Source organism: Jilunia laotingensis, from assembly GCF_014385165.1.
GTDB classification, from domain to species: Bacteria; Bacteroidota; Bacteroidia; order Bacteroidales; family Bacteroidaceae; genus Bacteroides; species Bacteroides laotingensis.
Genome location: NZ_JACRTF010000001.1, coordinates 1,626,342 through 1,646,862, shown reverse-complemented (window position 1 = coordinate 1,646,862; position 20,521 = coordinate 1,626,342). Strand labels below are relative to the sequence as shown.

The 20,521-nt window shown below is 45.1% G+C and carries 16 protein-coding genes; 10 read left to right on the top strand and 6 right to left on the bottom strand.

What is annotated here, in order from left to right:
- Positions 1-120: 120 nt before the first annotated feature.
- From H8744_RS06265 to H8744_RS06240, 6 genes are all read right to left on the bottom strand, one after another.
- A complete protein-coding gene (locus H8744_RS06265) occupies positions 121-1,047 on the bottom strand; it encodes a fimbrillin family protein (protein WP_262434020.1) in 927 nt (308 codons plus the stop codon).
- Positions 1,048-1,093: 46 nt separating this feature from the next.
- Positions 1,094-2,008 carry a hypothetical protein gene (locus H8744_RS06260; protein ID WP_262434019.1) on the bottom strand — a complete coding sequence of 305 codons (915 nt, stop codon included), beginning with the start codon at positions 2,006-2,008 and terminating at the stop codon, positions 1,094-1,096.
- Positions 2,009-2,155: 147 nt separating this feature from the next.
- Positions 2,156-3,394, bottom strand: coding sequence for a DUF3575 domain-containing protein (locus tag H8744_RS06255; protein ID WP_262434018.1), 1,239 nt, complete (start codon positions 3,392-3,394; stop codon positions 2,156-2,158).
- 425 nt (positions 3,395-3,819) lie between these two features.
- Positions 3,820-4,944 (bottom strand): DNA-processing protein DprA, encoded by a 1,125-nt coding sequence (gene dprA, locus H8744_RS06250; protein WP_262434017.1) that lies wholly within the window; start codon positions 4,942-4,944, stop codon positions 3,820-3,822.
- A complete protein-coding gene (locus H8744_RS06245) occupies positions 4,944-5,345 on the bottom strand; it encodes an acyl-CoA thioesterase (protein WP_262434016.1) in 402 nt (133 codons plus the stop codon). The genes dprA and H8744_RS06245 overlap by 1 nt, the downstream gene beginning before the upstream one ends.
- Positions 5,346-5,350: 5 nt before the next feature.
- Positions 5,351-6,640, bottom strand: coding sequence for a peptidase U32 family protein (locus H8744_RS06240; protein ID WP_262434015.1), 1,290 nt, complete (start codon positions 6,638-6,640; stop codon positions 5,351-5,353).
- Between the two features lie 91 nt (positions 6,641-6,731).
- On the opposite strand from H8744_RS06240, the gene dusB reads away from it, so the two are divergent.
- From dusB to H8744_RS06190, 10 genes are all read left to right on the top strand, one after another.
- Entirely contained in the window at positions 6,732-7,712 is a 981-nt protein-coding gene (gene dusB / locus H8744_RS06235; RefSeq protein ID WP_262434014.1) for a tRNA dihydrouridine synthase DusB, read from the top strand.
- Between the two features lie 82 nt (positions 7,713-7,794).
- A complete protein-coding gene (locus H8744_RS06230; protein WP_262434013.1) occupies positions 7,795-9,615 on the top strand; it encodes an LPP20 family lipoprotein in 1,821 nt (606 codons plus the stop codon).
- A 794-nt stretch (positions 9,616-10,409) separates the two neighbouring features.
- Positions 10,410-11,795: a PEGA domain-containing protein gene (locus H8744_RS06225; RefSeq protein WP_262434012.1), complete on the top strand. Its 1,386-nt coding sequence runs from the start codon at positions 10,410-10,412 to the stop codon at positions 11,793-11,795.
- 20 nt (positions 11,796-11,815) lie between these two features.
- On the top strand, positions 11,816-14,767 hold the full coding sequence (locus tag H8744_RS06220) for a fibronectin type III domain-containing protein (protein ID WP_262434011.1): 2,952 nt from the start codon (positions 11,816-11,818) through the stop codon (positions 14,765-14,767).
- 37 nt (positions 14,768-14,804) lie between these two features.
- Entirely contained in the window at positions 14,805-15,245 is a 441-nt protein-coding gene (locus H8744_RS06215; RefSeq protein WP_262434010.1) for a leucine-rich repeat protein, read from the top strand.
- A gap of 297 nt (positions 15,246-15,542) precedes the next feature.
- The gene (gene tnpA / locus H8744_RS06210) at positions 15,543-16,478 is read left to right on the top strand and encodes a transposon Tn4555 protein TnpA (RefSeq protein ID WP_004292844.1); all 936 of its coding nucleotides are present in this window, start codon (positions 15,543-15,545) and stop codon (positions 16,476-16,478) included.
- Positions 16,479-16,619: 141 nt separating this feature from the next.
- Entirely contained in the window at positions 16,620-17,738 is a 1,119-nt protein-coding gene (locus tag H8744_RS06205; RefSeq protein ID WP_004338318.1) for a tyrosine-type recombinase/integrase, read from the top strand.
- 247 nt (positions 17,739-17,985) lie between these two features.
- Entirely contained in the window at positions 17,986-18,843 is an 858-nt protein-coding gene (gene tnpC, locus H8744_RS06200; RefSeq protein ID WP_004339687.1) for a transposon Tn4555 protein TnpC, read from the top strand.
- 199 nt (positions 18,844-19,042) lie between these two features.
- Entirely contained in the window at positions 19,043-19,417 is a 375-nt protein-coding gene (locus H8744_RS06195) for a helix-turn-helix domain-containing protein (RefSeq protein ID WP_122116178.1), read from the top strand.
- A gap of 5 nt (positions 19,418-19,422) precedes the next feature.
- Positions 19,423-20,520 carry an AAA family ATPase gene (locus H8744_RS06190; RefSeq protein ID WP_122116177.1) on the top strand — a complete coding sequence of 366 codons (1,098 nt, stop codon included), beginning with the start codon at positions 19,423-19,425 and terminating at the stop codon, positions 20,518-20,520.
- Position 20,521 lies beyond the last annotated feature (1 nt).

Below are 20,521 nucleotides of genomic sequence, written 5' to 3'. Positions count from 1 at the left end.
GTACAAGAATATTTCTATATACAATACGATATACAAAAAAACCTCAATAAAAGCTTAAAGCTTTTATTGAGGTGCTGAATAAACGGTTAATTAGATCTGCCCCAACAAATGAATAACTATTTATTCAACAGTACCTGAGCCTGTACCTTCTTCCCAGTCAGAAACAGTAGCTTTTCCTGCTATAGCTTTTTGTTGGAATGTTAGAGCTATTGTATATGCTTTCCCTGCCATCAACGAAGCGTCACTATCTATATTAACTGAAACATCATCAAAAGTTCCCACAGAAGTAACAACTGTAAGTTTCAGATCAGCCATAGGGGAAATCATCACTGGGCTACCAACTACCAAAGGAGTGGTTGTATTACCATTAATTGTAGGAGAAGAAATACCTAATATAAGAAGGGTAGCTTTATCTACATAAGTTAATGCATCCGTGCTTAGATCAAAACCTTCAGGAACTTTTACATTTTTCAATGTTATTGATTGCAAAGTAGTATTTTCACTTAGCCCGGCTCCTTCTTTAACTGCAAATTTAATTTGTGTAAGAAGATGTTTAAATTCAAAAGCCTTTGTCGTATTAGTACTTTTATTACCGCTTATAGCAGTAGCAAATAGAACATCTCTATCACCATTATCATTTTTAAAAGTATATATATATTCCTTAGAACTATCCATAGCCGGAGCAATATCTCCTGATACATAAAATGCCTTCATAAATGTATTAACTAATGCATCAGCATTATAGTATTCTAAAGGATCCATAGTAATTTCAAAATTCGAAGCGTTACCTGCGATTGGCTGAGTAGTAGATGCTTTCCATTTTGGATTCTGATTATACTCTGCAGTTGCTCCTTCCCATCCTAATATAATAGGTTTAAATGACTCTACGGATGTTATAGGCGCTCTACTTACTACTACATTTGCCTGCACTCCTGCACTCAATCTGATTGCTACCGGTTCGTCATTATTAACTACATCATCAATTGCTGAATTTGTACAGCTTGCTAATACTGCCATAGCTACTGCTGAAAATACAAATGTCTTCATACTCTTTCAATTTTAAAGTTTATACTATTGTTGTTTTATTTGTTTTTTATTCTACTTCGCCGCTGCCTGTACCTGCAACCCAACTGACGACTGTAGCTGTCATACCTATTTTTAATAAATTGAATGTCACTTCTGCAGGAGCTTCATCAGCCACCTCTTGCAATGTTTGTGTGATATCCGTTTCTAATGTTTCCGTTTCTCCGTCCTCATATTCAAAATTCATTTTCAAAAGTGTCTTTCCACTGTTGCTGTCATCCGTTCCACGAGTCTTTTTACCAAAAGGCAACAGCATCTTTCCTTCAAAACAAACCCGGTCTTCCTTATAGACCACATCCAGTTCTGCATAGTGTTCGAAAGGCGCATATCCCATCTCCATCGTAAACAACTTCAGTGAATTGACCATCCCGACAAGTTGGGCTACGGCTGCTTTCACTCTCTTTCCCGGTGCTATGGGCATCTCGAAACAGGCTTTCAAAGACAAAGGATAAGGCGAAAACATCACCAACTGTCCACTATTCTCGGTATAATCGCAAGTTGCCGTACATGCAAACATAATCTCGGGATGACAAATCTCACCACTTTCTTCGGGTTCCAGCAACTTTATCATTACATCTCCCTGTTCGTCCATGTTGCAAAACTGAACTTTCGGATCTGCCTTGTCCATACACAGCAATAACAACTTGTATGAGCCCGATGGCAAATCGTCAATGTAACAATCATCACTGATTTCTTTTGAAAAAGGTTTCAAAGAACGATCTTCCGGATAAAAGACCAGCCATTCTCCTGCCGGTTTACTGTAGTTGCTCCAACGAACTTTTACATGAATATCTCCATCGTGTTCATCTTGTTTGACAGCATCTTCTACCGAACGGAAAAGACAGGAGGTAAGTAAGAGAAAAACTCCTGCGCATAACATCGAATAAATTGTTTTCCATGCAGAAGACTTTAATCCTTTTTCCATCCCCGGTATCTTTTATTGCGACAAATATAGAGGATGAAAATGAACTATAACAATACTTTAGGAAGTATTTTGAAGCTCTGAAAGGCTTCGTGAAACGATTGGAAGGAATTTGCAACTTATCCGGCTTTCATCTCCACCGGTTAGCTATCATTTTGTACCGATTAGCCAAACAATAGAAATCTTTACTTTGGTAGGGCCAACGTAAATGCAATCACGGGTATCTTTCCAAATCAGTTTATTACCCGAGGAAGTATAAGTGCGATATTTACTATAGAGACACCCCACCCCGAAACTGAACTCAAATGATAAATGCCGCGCAAGCCTTTTGGTATACCCATAACTCAAACCACCGGCAGCATAATAATTTCCCTGTACCCCTTCGGTACTATCAAACTGAAAGTCATATTTTCCTCCCTCAGCATACAATCCCAAAAAGTGGCCGATGAGACGGTTGTGTCCTTGACGTTTTCCCAGCCACAAACGCCCTTCAGCACCACCCGATAATAACTGATAGCAAAAGTTATGCTTATCGTTCAGCCACCAAGGGCATTTAAATTCAGCATTAAGCGACCAATGATCACCCGCGGGTATCTCCATTTCTAGGTTAGGAGCCAACACCAAATCGTAAAGCAGATTGTTCTTAAGGGCAAGCACTGTCTTAGGGCTTACAGCAGACGTTTCGGATGGAGTTGACGGGTGCAAAGTTTTAGAGAAAGATATAATTTCGTTTTGAACGCTTACCGCAGATAATAATACAGGTTTCATTTCTGCCAAAGGCACAAAAAGATCAGGATAATTCCAACTGATCAGTATTTCAGATTGATGCAAACGGGGAAGGATGTGCTTTGTGATGTACTGATAAGGTTCATTCCCATTTAGATACTGAAGCAGACGTTTGCACTTTCCCGGTTCATCATGATGAAAGTCGATCAGTCGTAAAACATCATCCCGATTGGGAACTGAAGCATCATTGGCAATCAGATCGCGGAAATCAGTCCAATCCATCTCTTTCCGGCAGAGAACAAATTTCGTTTTAAGTGAAGGGTAACGATTCGACAGGAACTCCTTCACATTTCCGGCACGATGCTCCGCCAGCCATATATTGAACTTCGGGCTGCCTTCCGGCAACACCAAAGAAGTTATCATAACAGAATCCGGTTGTACGAACGCGGGGGCGTTCAGAAATAAAGAATCGAGCAAAAGAATCGTTTTGGCATTATCCAAGTAATCGGATAACACTTCGTCCTGATTAAATTGAAAATACAAAGAAGTGCTTTTCACAGAATCACCATAAGCAGAGACAGGAGCTACTTCCAGGGCAAAGCTCTTCCCCGGAATCAAACAAAGCAATCCAAGAATCAAGCTTAAACAGATTCCATCTTTCATAATACACTCTTAATCTGTAACAAAGATAGAGAAAAAACTAATAGCCAAACCTAATGAGAACAGATTTTGAGCAAATTGGTCTCCATTGTGAAGCTATTGGTAATTATTTGCAAGTTTAGAGCCTGCCAAACTCCTACGAGTTATCCCGTATGGAAAGGAGTAAAAATCCGTGAAAGAATTTAAAAGAGAACCAATATTACAGGAAATATTTGGCGAAAAGGAAAGGATAACGTACTTTTGTATAGTGATTTTTTTCATAGTATTAGATTTAAGGTTAACAAAGGTTGGAGTACAGCGGTACTCCTTTTTTTTGCCCTTTACCGAACCTTCTTATTTTTATGTCGAAACCGCAAACCTTGGCTCGTCAAACTTGCTATCGGAATGCACTTTCAAATAATATTCTACAAAATAGATACGAATTTCTATCAACGAAGCAACTGATACATACCACCCGCCAAAACCCTTACTACGCCTTTCATCTCCAGTTCAAAAAGAATGGCGTTCATTTTATGCACCGGGATATCGGCCTCAACAACTAACGAATTGATCTGTAAATTGCCCTGCTTATCAAGAATAGAAACGATAAGCTGCTCTTCATCGGAGAGTTCCGGAAAAAGACTACGTTGTACATTCTCCCCTTTTTGAAAACGGGAATCGATCTCCCAGGACATTGCCTTTACAAAATCTTCGGCAGATAAAAGAAGAGTGGCTTTATTGTCGCGTATCAACTGGTTGCAACCGGTGGAATATTCATCGGTACTCCGACCCGGAAAAGCGAAACAATCCCGATGATAACTATCGGCTATATCGGCAGTGATCAAAGAACCTCCCTTTGCCGCGGACTCCACCACGATGGTTGCGTCCGCCATGCCTGCCACAATCCGGTTGCGGCTTATAAAATTATGCTTATCGGGATTAGTGCCGGAAAGGAATTCAGTCAGCAAACCACCATGCTGTAACATGTCGATAGCTGTTTTGCGATGTACCGAAGGATAAATCCGGTCGAGGCCATGTGCCAGCACACCCACGGTAGAAAGCTCATTGGCAAGTGCGGCACGATGAGAATGGATATCGATGCCATAAGCCAGCCCGCTTACCACAAGTACATCCGGACATAACGCTTTCAGGTCTCGCAGAAAAGTGGCACAAAGCTGCTTGCCATATTCCGTTGCATTGCGTGTGCCCACCATATTTATAATGTGAAGAGTATTCAGATCGGCATTCCCTTTAAAGAAGAGTACCACCGGGGCATCATCGCATTCGCGGAGACGTGAAGGATATTGTTCACCGGCAAGCGTGAGACATTGAATACGGTTCTTTTCTGCAAAGGCATATTCTTGTTCGGCACGAACCATTGCCTGCGGACAGTCCAACGCTTCGACCACACGGCTGTGTACCCCCGGCAACCGACCGGGCAATTCCTTACGGAAACGGAATACATCGGCAGCACTCCCTCCCATACCGTCCACGAGCTTCTTTGCCCAGATATGACCGATACCGGGAATTAGCGTCAAGGCAATGCTACAGATGCACTCTTCAAAAGTATTCATTACAGGTAGGGAGCAAAGACATGATCGAACAATTCACTGTCGCCCAAACGCCCGTTTACCACACATACGGTTTCAACAGTCGATCTCACAACAACCTTGTTATCACTCTTACGGAAGATATCCTGATAGAACACATATTTGATACCTTCTTTTTTCATGTACAGCTTGGACACAAATTCATCCCCGCTTTTCAAAGGTGTCTTGAAAGCCATATTGATACGAGCGACCACCGGATCCACACCCTGTTCGTGCAAAGCTGCGAAACTGACTCCTACCGATGAAAGGAATTCATGACGGGTATGTTCCAGATAATGTTGATAATTAGCATTGTTGACTATACCTTGCAGGTCGCATTCATAATCACGCACCTTCATTCCCAGTTCATAGATATATTTGTCCATACCGCTTATCCTCTTTTATTTTCAACATCGATGCCTTTAAACTTTTTCAACTCCTCTACCGAAACCAGTTTATAGAGTTTATCGCTCGGACGGATTTTCTCCAGCTTCATAGAGAAATGCTCTCCTTTTTTCACGGTCTGTACCGGTTTCAGGTCGACACGCGCCTCTTCGAGCGTAGCAAACACAGCACCGGTGGTAGGTCCGGTAATCAGAAGTTTGTCACCGACACTCAGCTCGGCAGCTTCCACCAAAAACTCTGCCACACCGATATTACTGAAATAACGGATACCTTTGCCTACATAAATCTTACGTTCCGTAGCCGCTGATCCATAGTTCTTGGTCCACTCGCCCAAACGTTGTCCCAGATAATATCCATCCCAGAATCCCCGGTTGAAGACCGTCTTCAACCGTTCGTCCCAAGCCACGATTTTCTCATCTGTGAAAGTTCCGTCCAGATATGCGCGGATTGCTTCCTTATAACATTCGACCACCGTACGAACATACTCGGGTCCGCGGGCACGTCCCTCAATCTTGAACACCCGTACCCCGGCATCCATCATTTTATTCATGAAATGGATTGTTTTCAGGTCTTTGGGAGACATGATATACTGATTGTCGATATCCAGTTCCACATCCGTCTCTTTATCACGAACCGTATACGAACGACGGCATACCTGCATACAAGCTCCCCGGTTGGCGGAACTGTTCATTTCATGAAGCGAAAGATAACACTTGCCGGACACTGCCATACAAAGTGCGCCATGACAAAACATCTCGATGCGTATCTGCTCACCGCAAGGACCACAGATATTCTCTTCCTTGATATGACGGTAAATCTCAGCAACCTGCTCCAGATTCAACTCGCGCGCCAATACAACCACATCGGCAAACTGCGCATAAAACCGCAATGCCTCCACATTAGAAATATTCAACTGAGTAGATAGATGTACCTCCTGACCTATCTGACGGGCATAACTCATTACTGCCACATCCGCAGCAATCACGGCTGAGATTCCTGCTTCTTTGGCTGCACTTACGATGGTGCGCATCAGTTCAAGGTCATTGTCGTAGATGATGGTATTTACGGTCAGATAACTCTTCATACCATGCTCATCGCAAGTCCGGGCTATCTCGCGCAAGTCGTCAATCGTAAACGTATTGGCGGAACGGGCACGCATGTTAAGGTTGGCAATACCAAAATAGATGGAGTCTGCTCCCGCCTGAATAGCTGCCGCAAGAGATTCGCGGGAACCGACAGGAGCCATTATTTCAAAGTCTTTAATAGAGTGATTCATACAGTAATAAACAAATTATGATGCAAAGATAGGCTTTTTTCCGTACTTTTGCAGCCGATAAAGAATAAAGAAGGACAAACCAATCATACAAATGAAAATAGGCCATATTGACCTGGGCGAACGCCCAATATTTCTTGCTCCCATGGAAGACGTGACCGATCCCGCCTTCCGTCTGATGTGCAAAAAGTTCGGAGCAGACATGGTTTATACCGAGTTCGTGTCGAGCGACGCACTGATACGTTCGATAAACAAGACCACTCAGAAACTCACGATCTGTGATGAAGAACGTCCGGTAGCCATACAAATATACGGAAAGGAGACGGAAGCCATGGTAGAAGCTGCCCGGATCGTGGAGGAAGCACAACCGGATATCCTAGACATCAATTTCGGGTGCCCTGTAAAGAAGGTAGCCGGCAAAGGTGCGGGTGCCGGCATGCTACAGAACATTCCTAAGATGCTAGAGATCACCCGCGCAGTGGTAAATGCCGTTAAAATACCTGTCACAGTAAAAACCCGCCTGGGATGGGACGCAGATCACAAAATCATTGTCGATCTCGCAGAGCAGTTACAAGATTGTGGCATCGCAGCTTTAGCCATCCACGGCCGTACCCGCGCACAAATGTATACCGGAGAAGCCGATTGGACACTGATCGGAGATGTAAAGAATAACCCACGGATGCACATTCCGGTGATCGGTAATGGAGACATCACCACGGCAACCCGGGCCAAAGAATGTTTCGACCGCTACGGTGTAGACGCTATCATGATCGGTCGGGGAAGCATCGGCCGTCCCTGGATATTCCGTGAAATAAAACACTATTTGGAAACAGGTAACGAGCTTCCTGCCGAATCCTTTGGATGGTATCTGAATGTGTTGCGCGAGGAAGTACTCAGCAGTGTAGCCCGGTTGGACGAACGCCGGGGCATCATACATATACGCCGCCATTTGGCAGCCACTCCTTTGTTCAAAGGTATTCCCAACTTCCGCGAAACACGTATTGCCATGCTGCGAACGGAATCGGTTGAAGAATTATTCAGAATTTTTGATAGAATTAAACCGGAAGGTGAATAAAAAAGATCAAGCATTTGCTACCAATATAGTAAAAAACTTATTACTTTTGCCGTGAATTGACATCCATAACGTTACAAACAATATGAGAAAGCTGCTACTTTTTACGATTTTATCTTTATTCATCTTTCCATTCCTCCGCGCACAGTCTGTAGAAGAGATACAGAACAGCAAAGATTATATCTGGGGAACCGGAAACGCCACGACTCTTAAAAAAGCGGACAATGAGGCATTGGCCGCACTGATCAGCCAAATCTCTACGAACGTATCCAGCCAATTCAGTCAGCTGACGGAAGGTGGCACGGATGGAGACCAGGCAACCGTGGATGAAACCTTCAAATCGGTCATTAATACTTATTCGCGTGCCACACTGAACAATACGCGCCGCATTGTCATCCAAAACGAACCGGATGCCGCTGTGATGCGCTATATTAAAGTAAGCGAGATACAACGTATCTTCGAAGGACGCAAAACCAAATTGCTGGATTTCACCCAGGAAGCTATAAAGGCCGAAAAGAAAGCACAGGTGGCAGATGCCTTGCGTTATTACTACTGGGCACTCATCCTATTGCAAAGCTATCCCGATGGGAATTTCCTGACCATGAAAGATGAAGAAGGAAACGAACAGCTATTGTGCAACTGGATTCCCAAACAAATGAACAGCATCTTCTCGCATTTGGAAGTATCCATAGACAATGTACATGTGGACGGAGATTTGAAAACCATCGACCTGAAAGTATTATATAAAGGGATCCCTGCACGTAACTATGACTATACTTACTTTGACGGGCGGGACTGGTCGAACATCTTCTCTGCCAAAGACGGGCTGGGAATCATCGAGATGCCAACCGTGGCAAGTGCCAAAGGAATGCAGATCAAGACGGAATACATGTTCGAAGGCGAATCGAATATCGACAACGAGCTTGCAGAAGTCATGCAATCGGTCAATCCTATACCGATGCGCGGCTGCTATCTGAAACTGACCGGAGAAGAGCCGAAACCGGGAGAAACAGAAAATGAAGAAATACTAATGGCAGCAGGTGACAGCGCCAAACAGACGGAGTCCGCGATGCACTTCCTTAGTTGTGACGAAACGACATGCTATGAGGCAACCATGACAGAAGTGCAAAACGCCATTCGTACCAAGAACTATGCGAATATACAATCGCTTTGTACCCCGGATGGATTTTCCATGTTCAACCAACTCATCAAATATGGAAATGCCAAGATCGTGAAAGAGCCGGAATTCAAATACCTGGAATGCAATGGTGAGATCACTTGTCGGAGCCTGCCCATGAGTTTCAGCTTCAGCGGCAACCGTCGTACTTTTGTGGAAGACGTGGTGTTCACCATGACAAAAGAAGGCAAGATCGATGCCATCTCTTTCGGGCTGAATAAACCGGCAGTTGATGACATCATGAACCAAACGACCTGGGGAGACGATGTGCGGAAGGTACTGATCAACTTCCTTGAAAGTTATAAAACAGCCTATGCCCTAAAACGCTACGATTATATAAACAGCATCTTCTCCGATGATGCCTTGATCATCACTGGTTCGGTATTGAAGCACAAAGTGGCAGTCGAAGGTCAGCCGATGAGTAAAGAAGCCGTGAAGTACACCCGCCAGACAAAAGCGGAGTTCATGAAACGCCTCAAACACATCTTTGCAGGAAGCGAATATATCAACTTACGCTTTGCCGACAACCAGATTCGTAAATCAGGAGTCGGTGGAGAGATTTACGGTATCCAGATCAAACAGGATTATTTCTCCTCCAGCTACGGTGACACAGGTTATCTTTTCCTGATGGTCGATCTGAACAATCCGAAAGAACCAATCATCCATGTACGTACCTGGCAGCCGGAAAAAGATCCGGATTTCGGACTGATAGATTTGAGCCACTTCTAAGAAGTGTCTTAAAGCCACCCATCCGGAAGCCTGTCTTTTTTACTTCCTATCAAGGAATTGCCTTGGATAGCATCAAAAGGATAGCATATCCCCCTTTTTACTAACCGTCAAGGTTTCCAAAACAGACAGGATAGCATTCAAAAGTGTATATACGACCGGATGATTATGCATTGATATGCCTTTTAAGGATAAATATACGCATCGGACAGGGCGAAAAGCCGTATTCCCCGGTGATGAAACACCCGCATCTCGGTGATCTCCCCCTTGTTCCTCGGTGAGGAACAAGGGGGAGATCACCGAGGTAGATTTCATTGCTCACCGAGGAAGCCTTCCAACGATTAAAAAAAAGAGAAAGAGCAAGCCGTTTTTTTCTATTTGCTCTCCCTGATGCACACAAAACAATGAATCTATTTGCACATATTTCCATAGATAACATATCATCGTATTCACAAAATCAGGGAATTCGATTCAATAAATCAAATTTATCCTTCTTACAATACCTATATGCCAACGTGCTGATCGCTTAGAATCCCGCCTTATTAAAATAGTCCACAGAGAGACCAAAAGAAACGATTTAAGAAGCGTTAGAATATCCAAAATGTCAATAATATCCATGCAACCTGTTTTCAACAAGAAACAGAAATTATTTGTCACGGAAAACCGTGACAAATAATTCAATGTCTATTAAATAGCTAAACAAAAGAATCATTTTTTTTGATAAATCATGCTTCATTAATAAATGTTATCTATCTTTGTAGGAGCAATTTATTAATCTTAAATAACTCAAAGCAAACATGTCAAACGGTACTCTTAAACGTCTGTTGCTACTAGTAATCATTCTCCTTTCAACCTACCCCTCCACGCATATTTGGGGTCAACAAGGGAAAATCAACGTAGCATCCTTCCAACGTATGGAAAGCGACATTACCGCCCGGGTCACGGCACCTAAACGAGACCAAAACGGAGAAATCTGTGCATTAATCCGCATCGTGACCAATGTAAAAGATCTCATGTTCGAACCAGACGCTCTCGGCATCACTGCACGCGAGAACAAAACCGGAGAAATCTGGCTGTATGTCCCACGCGGGGCTCGCCGTATCTCCATCCTTCATGATGAACTCGGCATTATGCGAAACTATTTCTACCCCGACATCATCGAGAAAGCCACTGTTTATGAGATGGTACTCAACACGGGCGACCAGCAAGACAAACCGGTAGTTGAAAACAACATGCAACTTATCGTAGTCCGCCCCGAACCGGCTACAGCCAACATCTACATCGACGATGAACAGGTACCGGTAGAAAACGGACTTTTTAACGCAACAATGCCCAAAGGAGAACACTCCTACCGAGTGGAAGCACCGATGTACCAGTCGGAAGCCGGGGTCATCTCATTGGGAAGCAACCCGGTAACAAAGAGTGTCGTGCTGAAACCCAAATTCGGCTATATGGAAATATTCTCCTTACCCGAACAGGATGCAAAAGTATACATCGACACCACACTCGTCGGTACAACTCCTTACCGTAGTGATCGCATGGCAATCAAAGAATATAAAGTGCGTATCGAAAAAGAGAGATACTTCCCCATCGATACCATACTGACAGTAAGCCCGGGCGAGACAGTACGTCCGACCTTTAACATGAGATCGACCATCAAACCGAAAGTGCCGATGAACACACTTATCCTGTTACAAGCGGGGTACAATCCGAACACCACCACCTTCGGTGCCATGCTGGGCTTTGGCAAAAAGAAGAACGGATTTTATGTGGGTTTCCGAAGTGACTTCGGTTCGGCAGGAAGTGACTTCGAAGGAAATGAAAACGGGGTGATCGGAGAGAACTCTTCTTCTTCCTTTTACGAACCGGGCGTTACACACCAATCCCGCATGTCTGTCACAGGCGGATATTTCCGCCGGCTCAACAAGACAATCTATCTCTATGCAGGTGCAGGATATGGTAGCCGTGTGCTGAGCTACGAACTTAACAGTGCTTCGGCAGACATAAATACAGGTGCCAGCCTCGAGGGAATGCAAGTGAAAGACATCGACAAATCGAGTACAGGCTTCGCAGCCGAAATAGGCGGTATCCTCCGTTTTAATAAATTCCTGATCTCTGCCGGATACCATACGGTAGGCGGCAAATACCACGAAGTGAGTGCCGGTATCGGTATGATATTCTAAATTCATTTAATTGGAGAAAGATGAAAAAACTACTATATATATTAATGTGTAGTCTGCTCCTTATCACCGGATGCGAAGAAGACAATGCTCCGTTGGTATATCCCCCGACTCTCGTCACGGGGCAAGTGGAACACGTCACACGTTTTGAAGCAGAACTACAAGGAACGGCTGTACCCAATCCTGTCAGTGCTGCGAAATGTGATATCGGATTCATGGTCTCGACCTCGCAGAGCATGACAGATGCCACTACCTACAAGGGAGTGGAAACGGGTAACAACCAATACACCGTACAAGCCAACGGGCTGAAACCGGGTGGACAATATTACTTTTGCCTATATGCTCAAAGTGGCAACACGATTGTAAAGAGCGAACCACAGAAATTTACTACCGAGGAAAGTATTCCTCCTGTGTTGAAAGAACCGGTCATCGATGGAGCAAGTGAAAGCAGCGTCACCGTGACATCCGAAATAGTGGACAATGGCGGATACGAACCCGGCATAAAAGGTTTTGCTTATAAAAAGTTCGTAGAAGGAGATTCTGATCCGACAACAGATGATAAAACCGTCCTGCTACCGATCGGAGCAACGGAGTTTTCGGCTGTGATCACCGACCTCGACCCTTCTACAACTTATGTGATTCGTGCTTACGCCACCACCGAAACCGGCACAGGTTACAGCGAGTCGATCAACATCACTACCGACAAGCTGAACATACCTATATTGAGCATAGGTACCGTATCCCAACTCACGGCTTACACAGCCACCGTAACCGCTACTGTTACCGATGCTCAAGGATTTGACATTACCGAACAAGGGCTTTGTTGGAGCGCTGAAAGCCGCCAACCGACCATCGACGGAAAGCACATTACCGTTGCAGGCACCGAAAGTCCCTTCATAGGAACAGCGGGAAGCGATGAGAACGACCGCTTGCAGCCGCATACCAAATATTATCTCCGAGCCTATGCTGTCAATGAAAAAGGAACAGGTTACAGCCCGGTGATAGAGTTCACCACTGAAGAGTTGGAAATGGTGTCATTGACAAGACTGATTATCTCGGAACTGACCATCTCATCCGCCATCATCACCGCACAAGTGGAGTACGGTGAAACAACGTCTGTCACCGAAACTGGTATCTGCTGGAGTGAAACGACTACTTCCCCTACCAAAAACGATCATATAGCTAAAGGAATATTAGCTGATAAAACATTAACAGCCAATATTGAAGGACTGGCAGAAGGACATAAATACTACGCCACGGCATATGCCGTGACCCGAGACGGCTATTTCTACAGCGAACCGATCGAGTTTAGCACGGAGAAAACCAGTACGCCTGCCATGACTACTCCTGCAGCATCGGATATCGAAGAAACTTCCAGTACGATCACTGCCAGCATTACCAGTAACGGTGGTTCTGCAGTCATTGCAAAAGGTGTATGCTGGAGCAGTACCAATAAAGAACCTTCCTTGGAAGATACGAATACCAGTCATTATTTACCTGCATCCGACAGTGGCAATGGCATCACTTGCGAATTGAAGGGATTGACAAAAGGGACAAAATATTTTGTACGCGCATATGCCACGAACAAAAACGGAACAAACTACAGTGCAACCGCTGAATTCACCACGGCAGAAACTTTTGCACCTACCGTAAGTACTCCTACCATCAGCGAGACGACGGAGAGCAGCGGTAAAGTGACTGCGAAAGTAACTTCCGATGGCGGTGCCGAACTGACAGAAACCGGGATTTGCTACAGCATAGACAAACCCGAACCAACCATCAACGATGGAAAAGCGGCCATGCAGAAGCCTTCCGAAAACATCGGTATCGTATTGACCGGTCTCACCAAAGGGAAGCTTTACTATGTACGTGCTTACGCCACCAACCGCAACGGAACTTCCTACAGCGTAACCGGTGAATTGCGTACTTCACAAAACCAGGCACCTACCCTGACCAGCATCACCGTAATGAATATCAATGACGACAACGCATTGGGCAAAGCCTTTATTTCCGACAATGGCGGTAAGGAAATGACCATTACCACCAAAGGCTTCGTATGGTCTATTGGTAACGCCTCGATACCGACACTGGAAAATTGTACCGGAAGCATGCAATCGACCAGTTCAGGCAACAGCTTCGAAGGCCGTTTGGAAAATCTGCAATACCGTACAGATTACTCCGTGCGTGCTTACGCCACCAACAATGAAGGATTGACCGGCTATAGCGATCCTATCGGCTTCCAAAGCGGATATTCGGAACTGGCAAGTATTAGCCATAACAATGAACAGACCTATGTCAGTAAAATCACCGGTACAGGTGCCACCGTACATGCTTTGATTGAAGGGGATGGCGGTGCTACCATCACCAAAGTGGGAATTTGCTGGGGCAGTGAATATGATCCTGTTAAAAAAGAAGGACATTATGTCGAAACGGACTATACAGACAACGAATTTTCACTTGCCATTACCGGCCTGACACATGAAACGAATTACAATGCTCGTGCCTATGCCATCAATAAAAACGGGATAAGCTATGGTAACAATCTTAGCTTCACGACCGATAAACTGCCACCTTCGGTAGACGACAATCTCCCGCCCGGCACCGTTACCGGCAAGAAACCGACCATGGGAAGTATCTATTCATCGGGAATATTCAGCAATCGCCTGGAACTGACTGCTACCATCTACGATGACGGTGGACTGCCCATCAGTGCAAAAGGATTTGTTTGGAGCGAAACAGATTATGATCCGCAAATCGGAGACGAAGGATGTACACAAGTACCCATCACCACCTCCGGTAACGAAATGAAACTGGTACTTCGCGACCTAAAGCCAGGTACAACGTATTATATAAGCGCATATGCAACCAATGAAAAAGGTACATCCTATACGCGAAACAGCTTCACTACCAAAGCAAACAAACCGGAACCTGACGAAGGAGACAATCCGACACCGGGAACGGATGAAAAGAGATAAAAAACAATTAATTGCTAATAATAAAAAGACAAGATATATGAAACGAATAAATTTATATGCCATCGTATGGTTAATAAGCCTGCTTCTTACAGGAATAAGCCTAAATGCGGAAACTATCAATGTATCCACCGCGGGTAGCCTCGAAAGTTTGTTGGGAGATAAAAAGCACGTAGTTGAAAATTTGACATTAACCGGTTCACTAAACGGATCAGATATACGTTGTATACGCCAAATGGGAAAACTGACGGCATTGAATATGAAAGATGCATATATTGTAGAAGGAGGAGCGCCTTATTATGGGACTTTCTATACCTACGGTAATGCTATTGGCGAACAAATGTTCTATGGATTGAGCAAACTGGCATCTATTGTCATTCCAAGTAGCGTTACAAGTATTGGAAACTCAGCTTTTGCAGACTGTATTTATAACCATAGAACAACCAAAACTAATCAGAAATATCCGAGTGTAAATCTTTAATTACCAGCATATTCTAAAATTTAACACTTTTCGGTTGCCATTTGTCGCTTCCCAAATTTCCACATATTTTTGAGACGTATTTCTGACGTGGAGAATTTGCGGGGCTTGTTTTTTGTCACACCGTGCAGACAGTTGACAAGGGTTTACAACCGTTTACGACAAGCGACAATAACCGCCCCGATATGCGGAAACAGTCACACTGTGTAGAAAAGCGACAATGGTTGACTTCCGTTCACATCCGTTTACCATTTCAGAGATATAGGATTGAAGAAATGAACCATTAAACGATAAAACGGTATGAAAGCAACCAGAAAATGCAGTTTTTGCGGCAAGTCCTTTGTAACCCGAAGCGGTATGCAAAGATATTGCAGTGAGGCTTGTCAGGCAGAAGCCAAACGAGCCAGAGTGATGCAGAAGAACAACCTCTTCAAAGTCGCCCAACCCTTGATGGAGATACAGCATCAGGAGTATCTCACCTTTTCCAAAGCAGCCATCCTCATGGGCTGTTCCCGACAGTACATTTACAAACTTGTAGCCATCGGCAAGCTGAAAGCCTCACGCATCAGCAACCGCATGGCATTCATCCGCAGAGCCGACATCGAGCAGATGTTGGAGGGCAATCCCTATCACCGCATCCTGCCCGGCAACACCTCCACACCAAGGAAATCATCTTCATCTTCCTTACCTGCCAAAAGAGAAAAAAGGGAAAAGGAAAGCGAAGAAGTGTTGGACTTCTATTCGGGCGAGGAGGTGATGTCCCTTTTTAAGGTAAAGCAGTCATGGCTTTACACTTCCGCCAAGCGTAACCATATCCCCATCTGCCGTATCGCAGGAAAGAACTATTACAGCAAGAAGCATATTGACGAGTTTTTCGGTGTGGCAGTTGATATTAGCGAAATTACCGACTGGCTACTGACCGAGGAGGTGGAGGAACTGTTCGGCATGAAGCCGACCGCACTCCGTGCCTACACCTATCGCCATAAGATACCCACTAAAAGAGAGTACGGGCGTACCTATTACTCCAAATCACATTTGAACGAACTCCGCAGAACTGACCTTGTGAACGATGAACGCTACTATACCGTTGAGCAGGTGCAGCAAATCTATGGTCTTTCGTCAGCCAACATCTGCCATATCGTCAAGGTGAAGCACATCGAAAAGATAAAGGTGGGTGTGAAAAACCTGCTTTTGCGCTCAGATGTGGAGCGTGTCATGGCTGAAAGGAACAAATAACCGTGAAAAATCGGGATTATCGAAAATTATTTCAAAATGATGTATCGTGGAGGTATTCACGGATATTTCACGTTGTTCCTTTGCCATCGGAAACATGGATACAACTCCAAAATGTATACAACCAATTAAAACATAATTATTATGAGTAAATGCAAAACAGTTACCTTGCGTAAGCGCAAGATTAAGAACGGGACACAGTATTCACTATGCCTTGACTACTATCCCGGCTACCGTGACAATGTCACCATGAGAGTGATTACACGTGAAGCCTTAGGAATTTACATCTTCGCCAAACCTGCAAACCAGCAGGAACGGGACTTCAACGCACGCATGATGAAGAAAGCGGTCATCCTGCGCAACCAGCGCTACGAAGCCATTTTCAATGAAAACAACGGCTTTTTTGACAAGACCAAGATGAAGGGCGATTTCCTTGCCTATTTCAAAGGACTGGCTGACCGCAAGAATATCAAGTGGCAGCACGTATACAAGCATTTCCAGCGGTTCGTGAACGGCAAATGCACCTTTGAGGAGGTGGATGTGGATTTGTGCCGCAAGTTCATGGAATACCTGCTTGATGCACCCCAATCCATCCACACCAACCAAAAGCTGCACATCAACTCCGCAGCAGGCTATTGGTCAACTTTCCGTGCCGTGCTGCACACCGCTTACCGTGACAGGAAGATAAAGGAGAACCCAAACGGCTTCTTAGACCGCATCGAGTGCATTCCCACCATCAGGGAGCATTTGAGCCAAGAGGAACTGATACGGCTTGCCGAAACACCCTGTGAGGAGGAGGTCTTGAAAAAAGCTTTTCTTTTCGCCTGTCTTACGGGACTGAGAAAGAGCGACATCAGACAGCTCACGTGGCAGCAGATACAACCATACACCAACGGCAGGATGTTCGTTACCACCCGTATGCAGAAAACCAAAGAAATAGTGCATAACCCCATCAGTGATGAAGCCTATGGACTGCTGGGAGAACGGGGCGAGGGACTTATCTTTGAGGATTTCAAGGACAAGATGCTGCAAGGACCACTCCAACGGTGGCTCACGGCAGCAGGGATAACCAAGAAAATCACCTTTCACTGTACCCGCCACAGCTTCGGAAGCCTGCACGTGGAAATGGGAACGGACATGGCTGTCATCCAAGCCTATCTCGGACATAAGAACATTACCACCACACAAATCTATTCCAAGATAGCAGCGCAGCAGATGTGTCAGGTGGTGGACAAGATAACCTTGAAGCGCAAGGAGGCATAAATGTCTCACATTGACAGGTATTCAGAGGGGCGGTTATGGCTACAAGGCTATAATCGCCCCTCTATGTTTTTGGCTTGATGCCACCATTTATAAGCCCCTCAGAGTATGAAACAGAGTATGATATGATGACATTTCGTGAAATACATTGAAAAAGACCGTTCTAACCGCAAATAACGGGCAGTAATTGGGAAAAATAGCATTAACTTTGCACAAAATAATACAGGAACATTCAATCTCTCAACGAAATATGGAATCATCAATCAAGGACAAATACATCATCTTGGGCTTTGTCGGCTTCGCCATCGTCCTAATATCTTCCATTGCCACGCTGGTAATAGCGGACAGCTTCAACCAAGACAACTTTGTCAGGTGGATAGTATTCGTATGCTGTAACCTGTTGGGATGGTTGCTCTATCTCTCCTTTCAGACACTTATCTTTGATACATACGAAATCTACAAAATCAAGTTCGGCAAGAAAGAAACGATTGCCGAAGCCATAGAGGTGCAGGAAGAACTGTCACAAAATACACTTGAAGAAGCCACATCTGTGCCTGGACCTACATCAGTCCCTGAGCCTGTACCCGAATCATCCCCGACAAAAGAAGAGACACTTATCCAAACACAACCGATAGAGCTTACTATCGCCCCGGATCTTCACGAAAAGAACCGTGCCAATTACGCAAGCAGAGAGCAACGGGAAAAGGAAGAGCGCATCCGCATGGTCATGGAGTATTGCCATTATTACCTGCCTCGCATTGCCGACCAAGAAACCGTGAACCACATCTGTACTGAGGTGGACAAATGGATGAATCTTAACACTTATACCCCGAAGCCCATACAAAGACCGTTTACCAAAGACATCAACAACATTCCACTCCGTCACTTCGTATGGAATATCTCTGAGCGTTTCCTGTACAAGAGATACTACAATGGGGATAACCGTGCCAAGTTCATCAAAGCCCTTTTCCCGAAATCGTTTGCTGATACAGACTTATCAACCATCAAGAATTTCAAGGTAGAGCCGTTAAAGACGGAAATTCCCATTGATGAACCCGAAAACGGCAAACTTGATTTCCACTATCCCGAGGATTATGTGCGGAATTAGGATAATCACGACACCAACGACAACCATCCGGTAACTCATAACCGCCTGTTTTACATCGTTTCCCGAGTAATTTTGCCCGTCATTTATGGCTGGGCTTAATTATTCGGGAATTATTTTGCAATGACGTGTCGTGGAGATATTCACGGATATATCATTTCAGTCCTTTGCGCCAAGTCTTACAAAAGAGACGAGTACGCGAATGGAAAAATCAATTCTTACCTTCAACGACCTCCCCGAGGTTGTCGCTCAGCTTCGAGACGAAGTGATGAGCCTGAAAAGCCTGCTCGCCGAGCAGTGCAGTGTGAACAATGCCAAAACGGTGGACACCCACGTGCCCATGTCTGTGGACGAGGCAGCAGAGTATTTAGGTATCCCTAAGGGTACGCTCTACATGAAACTGTCAGAAGGGACAATCCCTGCCACCAAGCCCGGCAAACGCTATTGCCTTTACCGTGACGAACTGGACAAGTGGCTGGAAACCGCCCGAAAGAATCCCATACCGTTGTCAGACGAGGAACTGAACAAGTCCTTATCCTCTTCCCACCGTCGCAAGCCCAACCCACGTAACTGGTGAATGATATGGAAGAGGATAAGAACTATATCAACCTGATACGTGGCGACCTCACAAAAGCATCCCAAGCGCATAACGGTATGCCCGACAGTGTAGGCATGATGAATATCAAGACGGCAAACCAAACCATTCTTGAAGCATCGTTATTGCCTACGCCCTGTGCGCTGTGGGACAGCTTTTGGTACGAGGGGGAACTCTCCTGCTTGTTTGCCGATTCCAACGTGGGCAAGTCCATCCTTGCCGTGCAGATAGCCGACCGCATCGCCCGAACCGACAATGTGCTGTATCTGGACTTTGAACTGTCCGAAAAGCAGTTCCAGCTCCGCTATACCAACGAGCATGGAGAGCTCTACACCTTTCCCGACAAACTCTATCGGGTGTCTATTGACTGCAACCAGCTTTTGGATGCCAACTTTGAGGAAGCTATCATAGGCGGCATTGAACAGATGGCTGTGCAGACCGACTGCAAGATTTTCATCATTGACAATCTTACCTACCTGTGTTGCGCCATGGAGAAAGGCGATGCCGCAGGACGGCTGATGATTCAGCTGAACAATCTCAAAAAGAGATATGCGCTCTCTATCCTTGTCCTAGCACATACGCCCAAACGCTCTTTGGATTGTCCCATCACATCCAACGACCTTGCCGGAAGCAAACGGCTCTACAATTTCTTTGACAGCGTGTTCACCATTGGAAAAAGTGCCCAAGACGGAGGGCTTCGCTATGTGAAGCAGCTTAAAGTGCGCTATGGCACGTTCTCTCATGATGCGGATAATGTAATCGTTTACGAGATTGACAAGGTGGATGCTTTCTTGCAGTTCGTGTTCAGGGGCTATTCCACGGAAAAGGAACACTTGAAAAAATTGGGCGACAATGAATCAAGCCAAAGGGATTGCCAAATTCTGCAACTCTCCCAATCGGGCAAGTCCGTCAGGGAGATAGCCTCACAGGTGAATTGTGGCAAGTCCACCGTAAACCGTATCATCCAGCGCAGCAAAGAGAGTAAAAACGCAGGTGTCCCAAGTGTCCCACTGTCCCAACCCTTAGAGTGTGGGACAATGGGACAGGATGGGACAGCCGACAATCAACCATCAAAAACGGACTAAG

Bases quoted from the DNA above. Each gene is read 5' to 3' on its own strand.
- H8744_RS06265 (WP_262434020.1), bottom strand. From the start codon at position 1,047: ATGAAGACATTTGTATTTTCAGCAGTAGCTATGGCAGTATTAGCAAGC.
- H8744_RS06260 (WP_262434019.1), bottom strand. From the start codon at position 2,008: ATGGAAAAAGGATTAAAGTCTTCTGCATGGAAAACAATTTATTCGATG.
- H8744_RS06255 (WP_262434018.1), bottom strand. From the start codon at position 3,394: ATGAAAGATGGAATCTGTTTAAGCTTGATTCTTGGATTGCTTTGTTTG.
- dprA (WP_262434017.1), bottom strand. From the start codon at position 4,944: ATGAATACTTTTGAAGAGTGCATCTGTAGCATTGCCTTGACGCTAATT.
- H8744_RS06245 (WP_262434016.1), bottom strand. From the start codon at position 5,345: ATGGACAAATATATCTATGAACTGGGAATGAAGGTGCGTGATTATGAA.
- H8744_RS06240 (WP_262434015.1), bottom strand. From the start codon at position 6,640: ATGAATCACTCTATTAAAGACTTTGAAATAATGGCTCCTGTCGGTTCC.
- dusB (WP_262434014.1), top strand. From the start codon at position 6,732: ATGAAAATAGGCCATATTGACCTGGGCGAACGCCCAATATTTCTTGCT.
- H8744_RS06230 (WP_262434013.1), top strand. From the start codon at position 7,795: ATGAGAAAGCTGCTACTTTTTACGATTTTATCTTTATTCATCTTTCCA.
- H8744_RS06225 (WP_262434012.1), top strand. From the start codon at position 10,410: ATGTCAAACGGTACTCTTAAACGTCTGTTGCTACTAGTAATCATTCTC.
- H8744_RS06220 (WP_262434011.1), top strand. From the start codon at position 11,816: ATGAAAAAACTACTATATATATTAATGTGTAGTCTGCTCCTTATCACC.
- H8744_RS06215 (WP_262434010.1), top strand. From the start codon at position 14,805: ATGAAACGAATAAATTTATATGCCATCGTATGGTTAATAAGCCTGCTT.
- tnpA (WP_004292844.1), top strand. From the start codon at position 15,543: ATGAAAGCAACCAGAAAATGCAGTTTTTGCGGCAAGTCCTTTGTAACC.
- H8744_RS06205 (WP_004338318.1), top strand. From the start codon at position 16,620: ATGAGTAAATGCAAAACAGTTACCTTGCGTAAGCGCAAGATTAAGAAC.
- tnpC (WP_004339687.1), top strand. From the start codon at position 17,986: ATGGAATCATCAATCAAGGACAAATACATCATCTTGGGCTTTGTCGGC.
- H8744_RS06195 (WP_122116178.1), top strand. From the start codon at position 19,043: ATGGAAAAATCAATTCTTACCTTCAACGACCTCCCCGAGGTTGTCGCT.
- H8744_RS06190 (WP_122116177.1), top strand. From the start codon at position 19,423: ATGGAAGAGGATAAGAACTATATCAACCTGATACGTGGCGACCTCACA.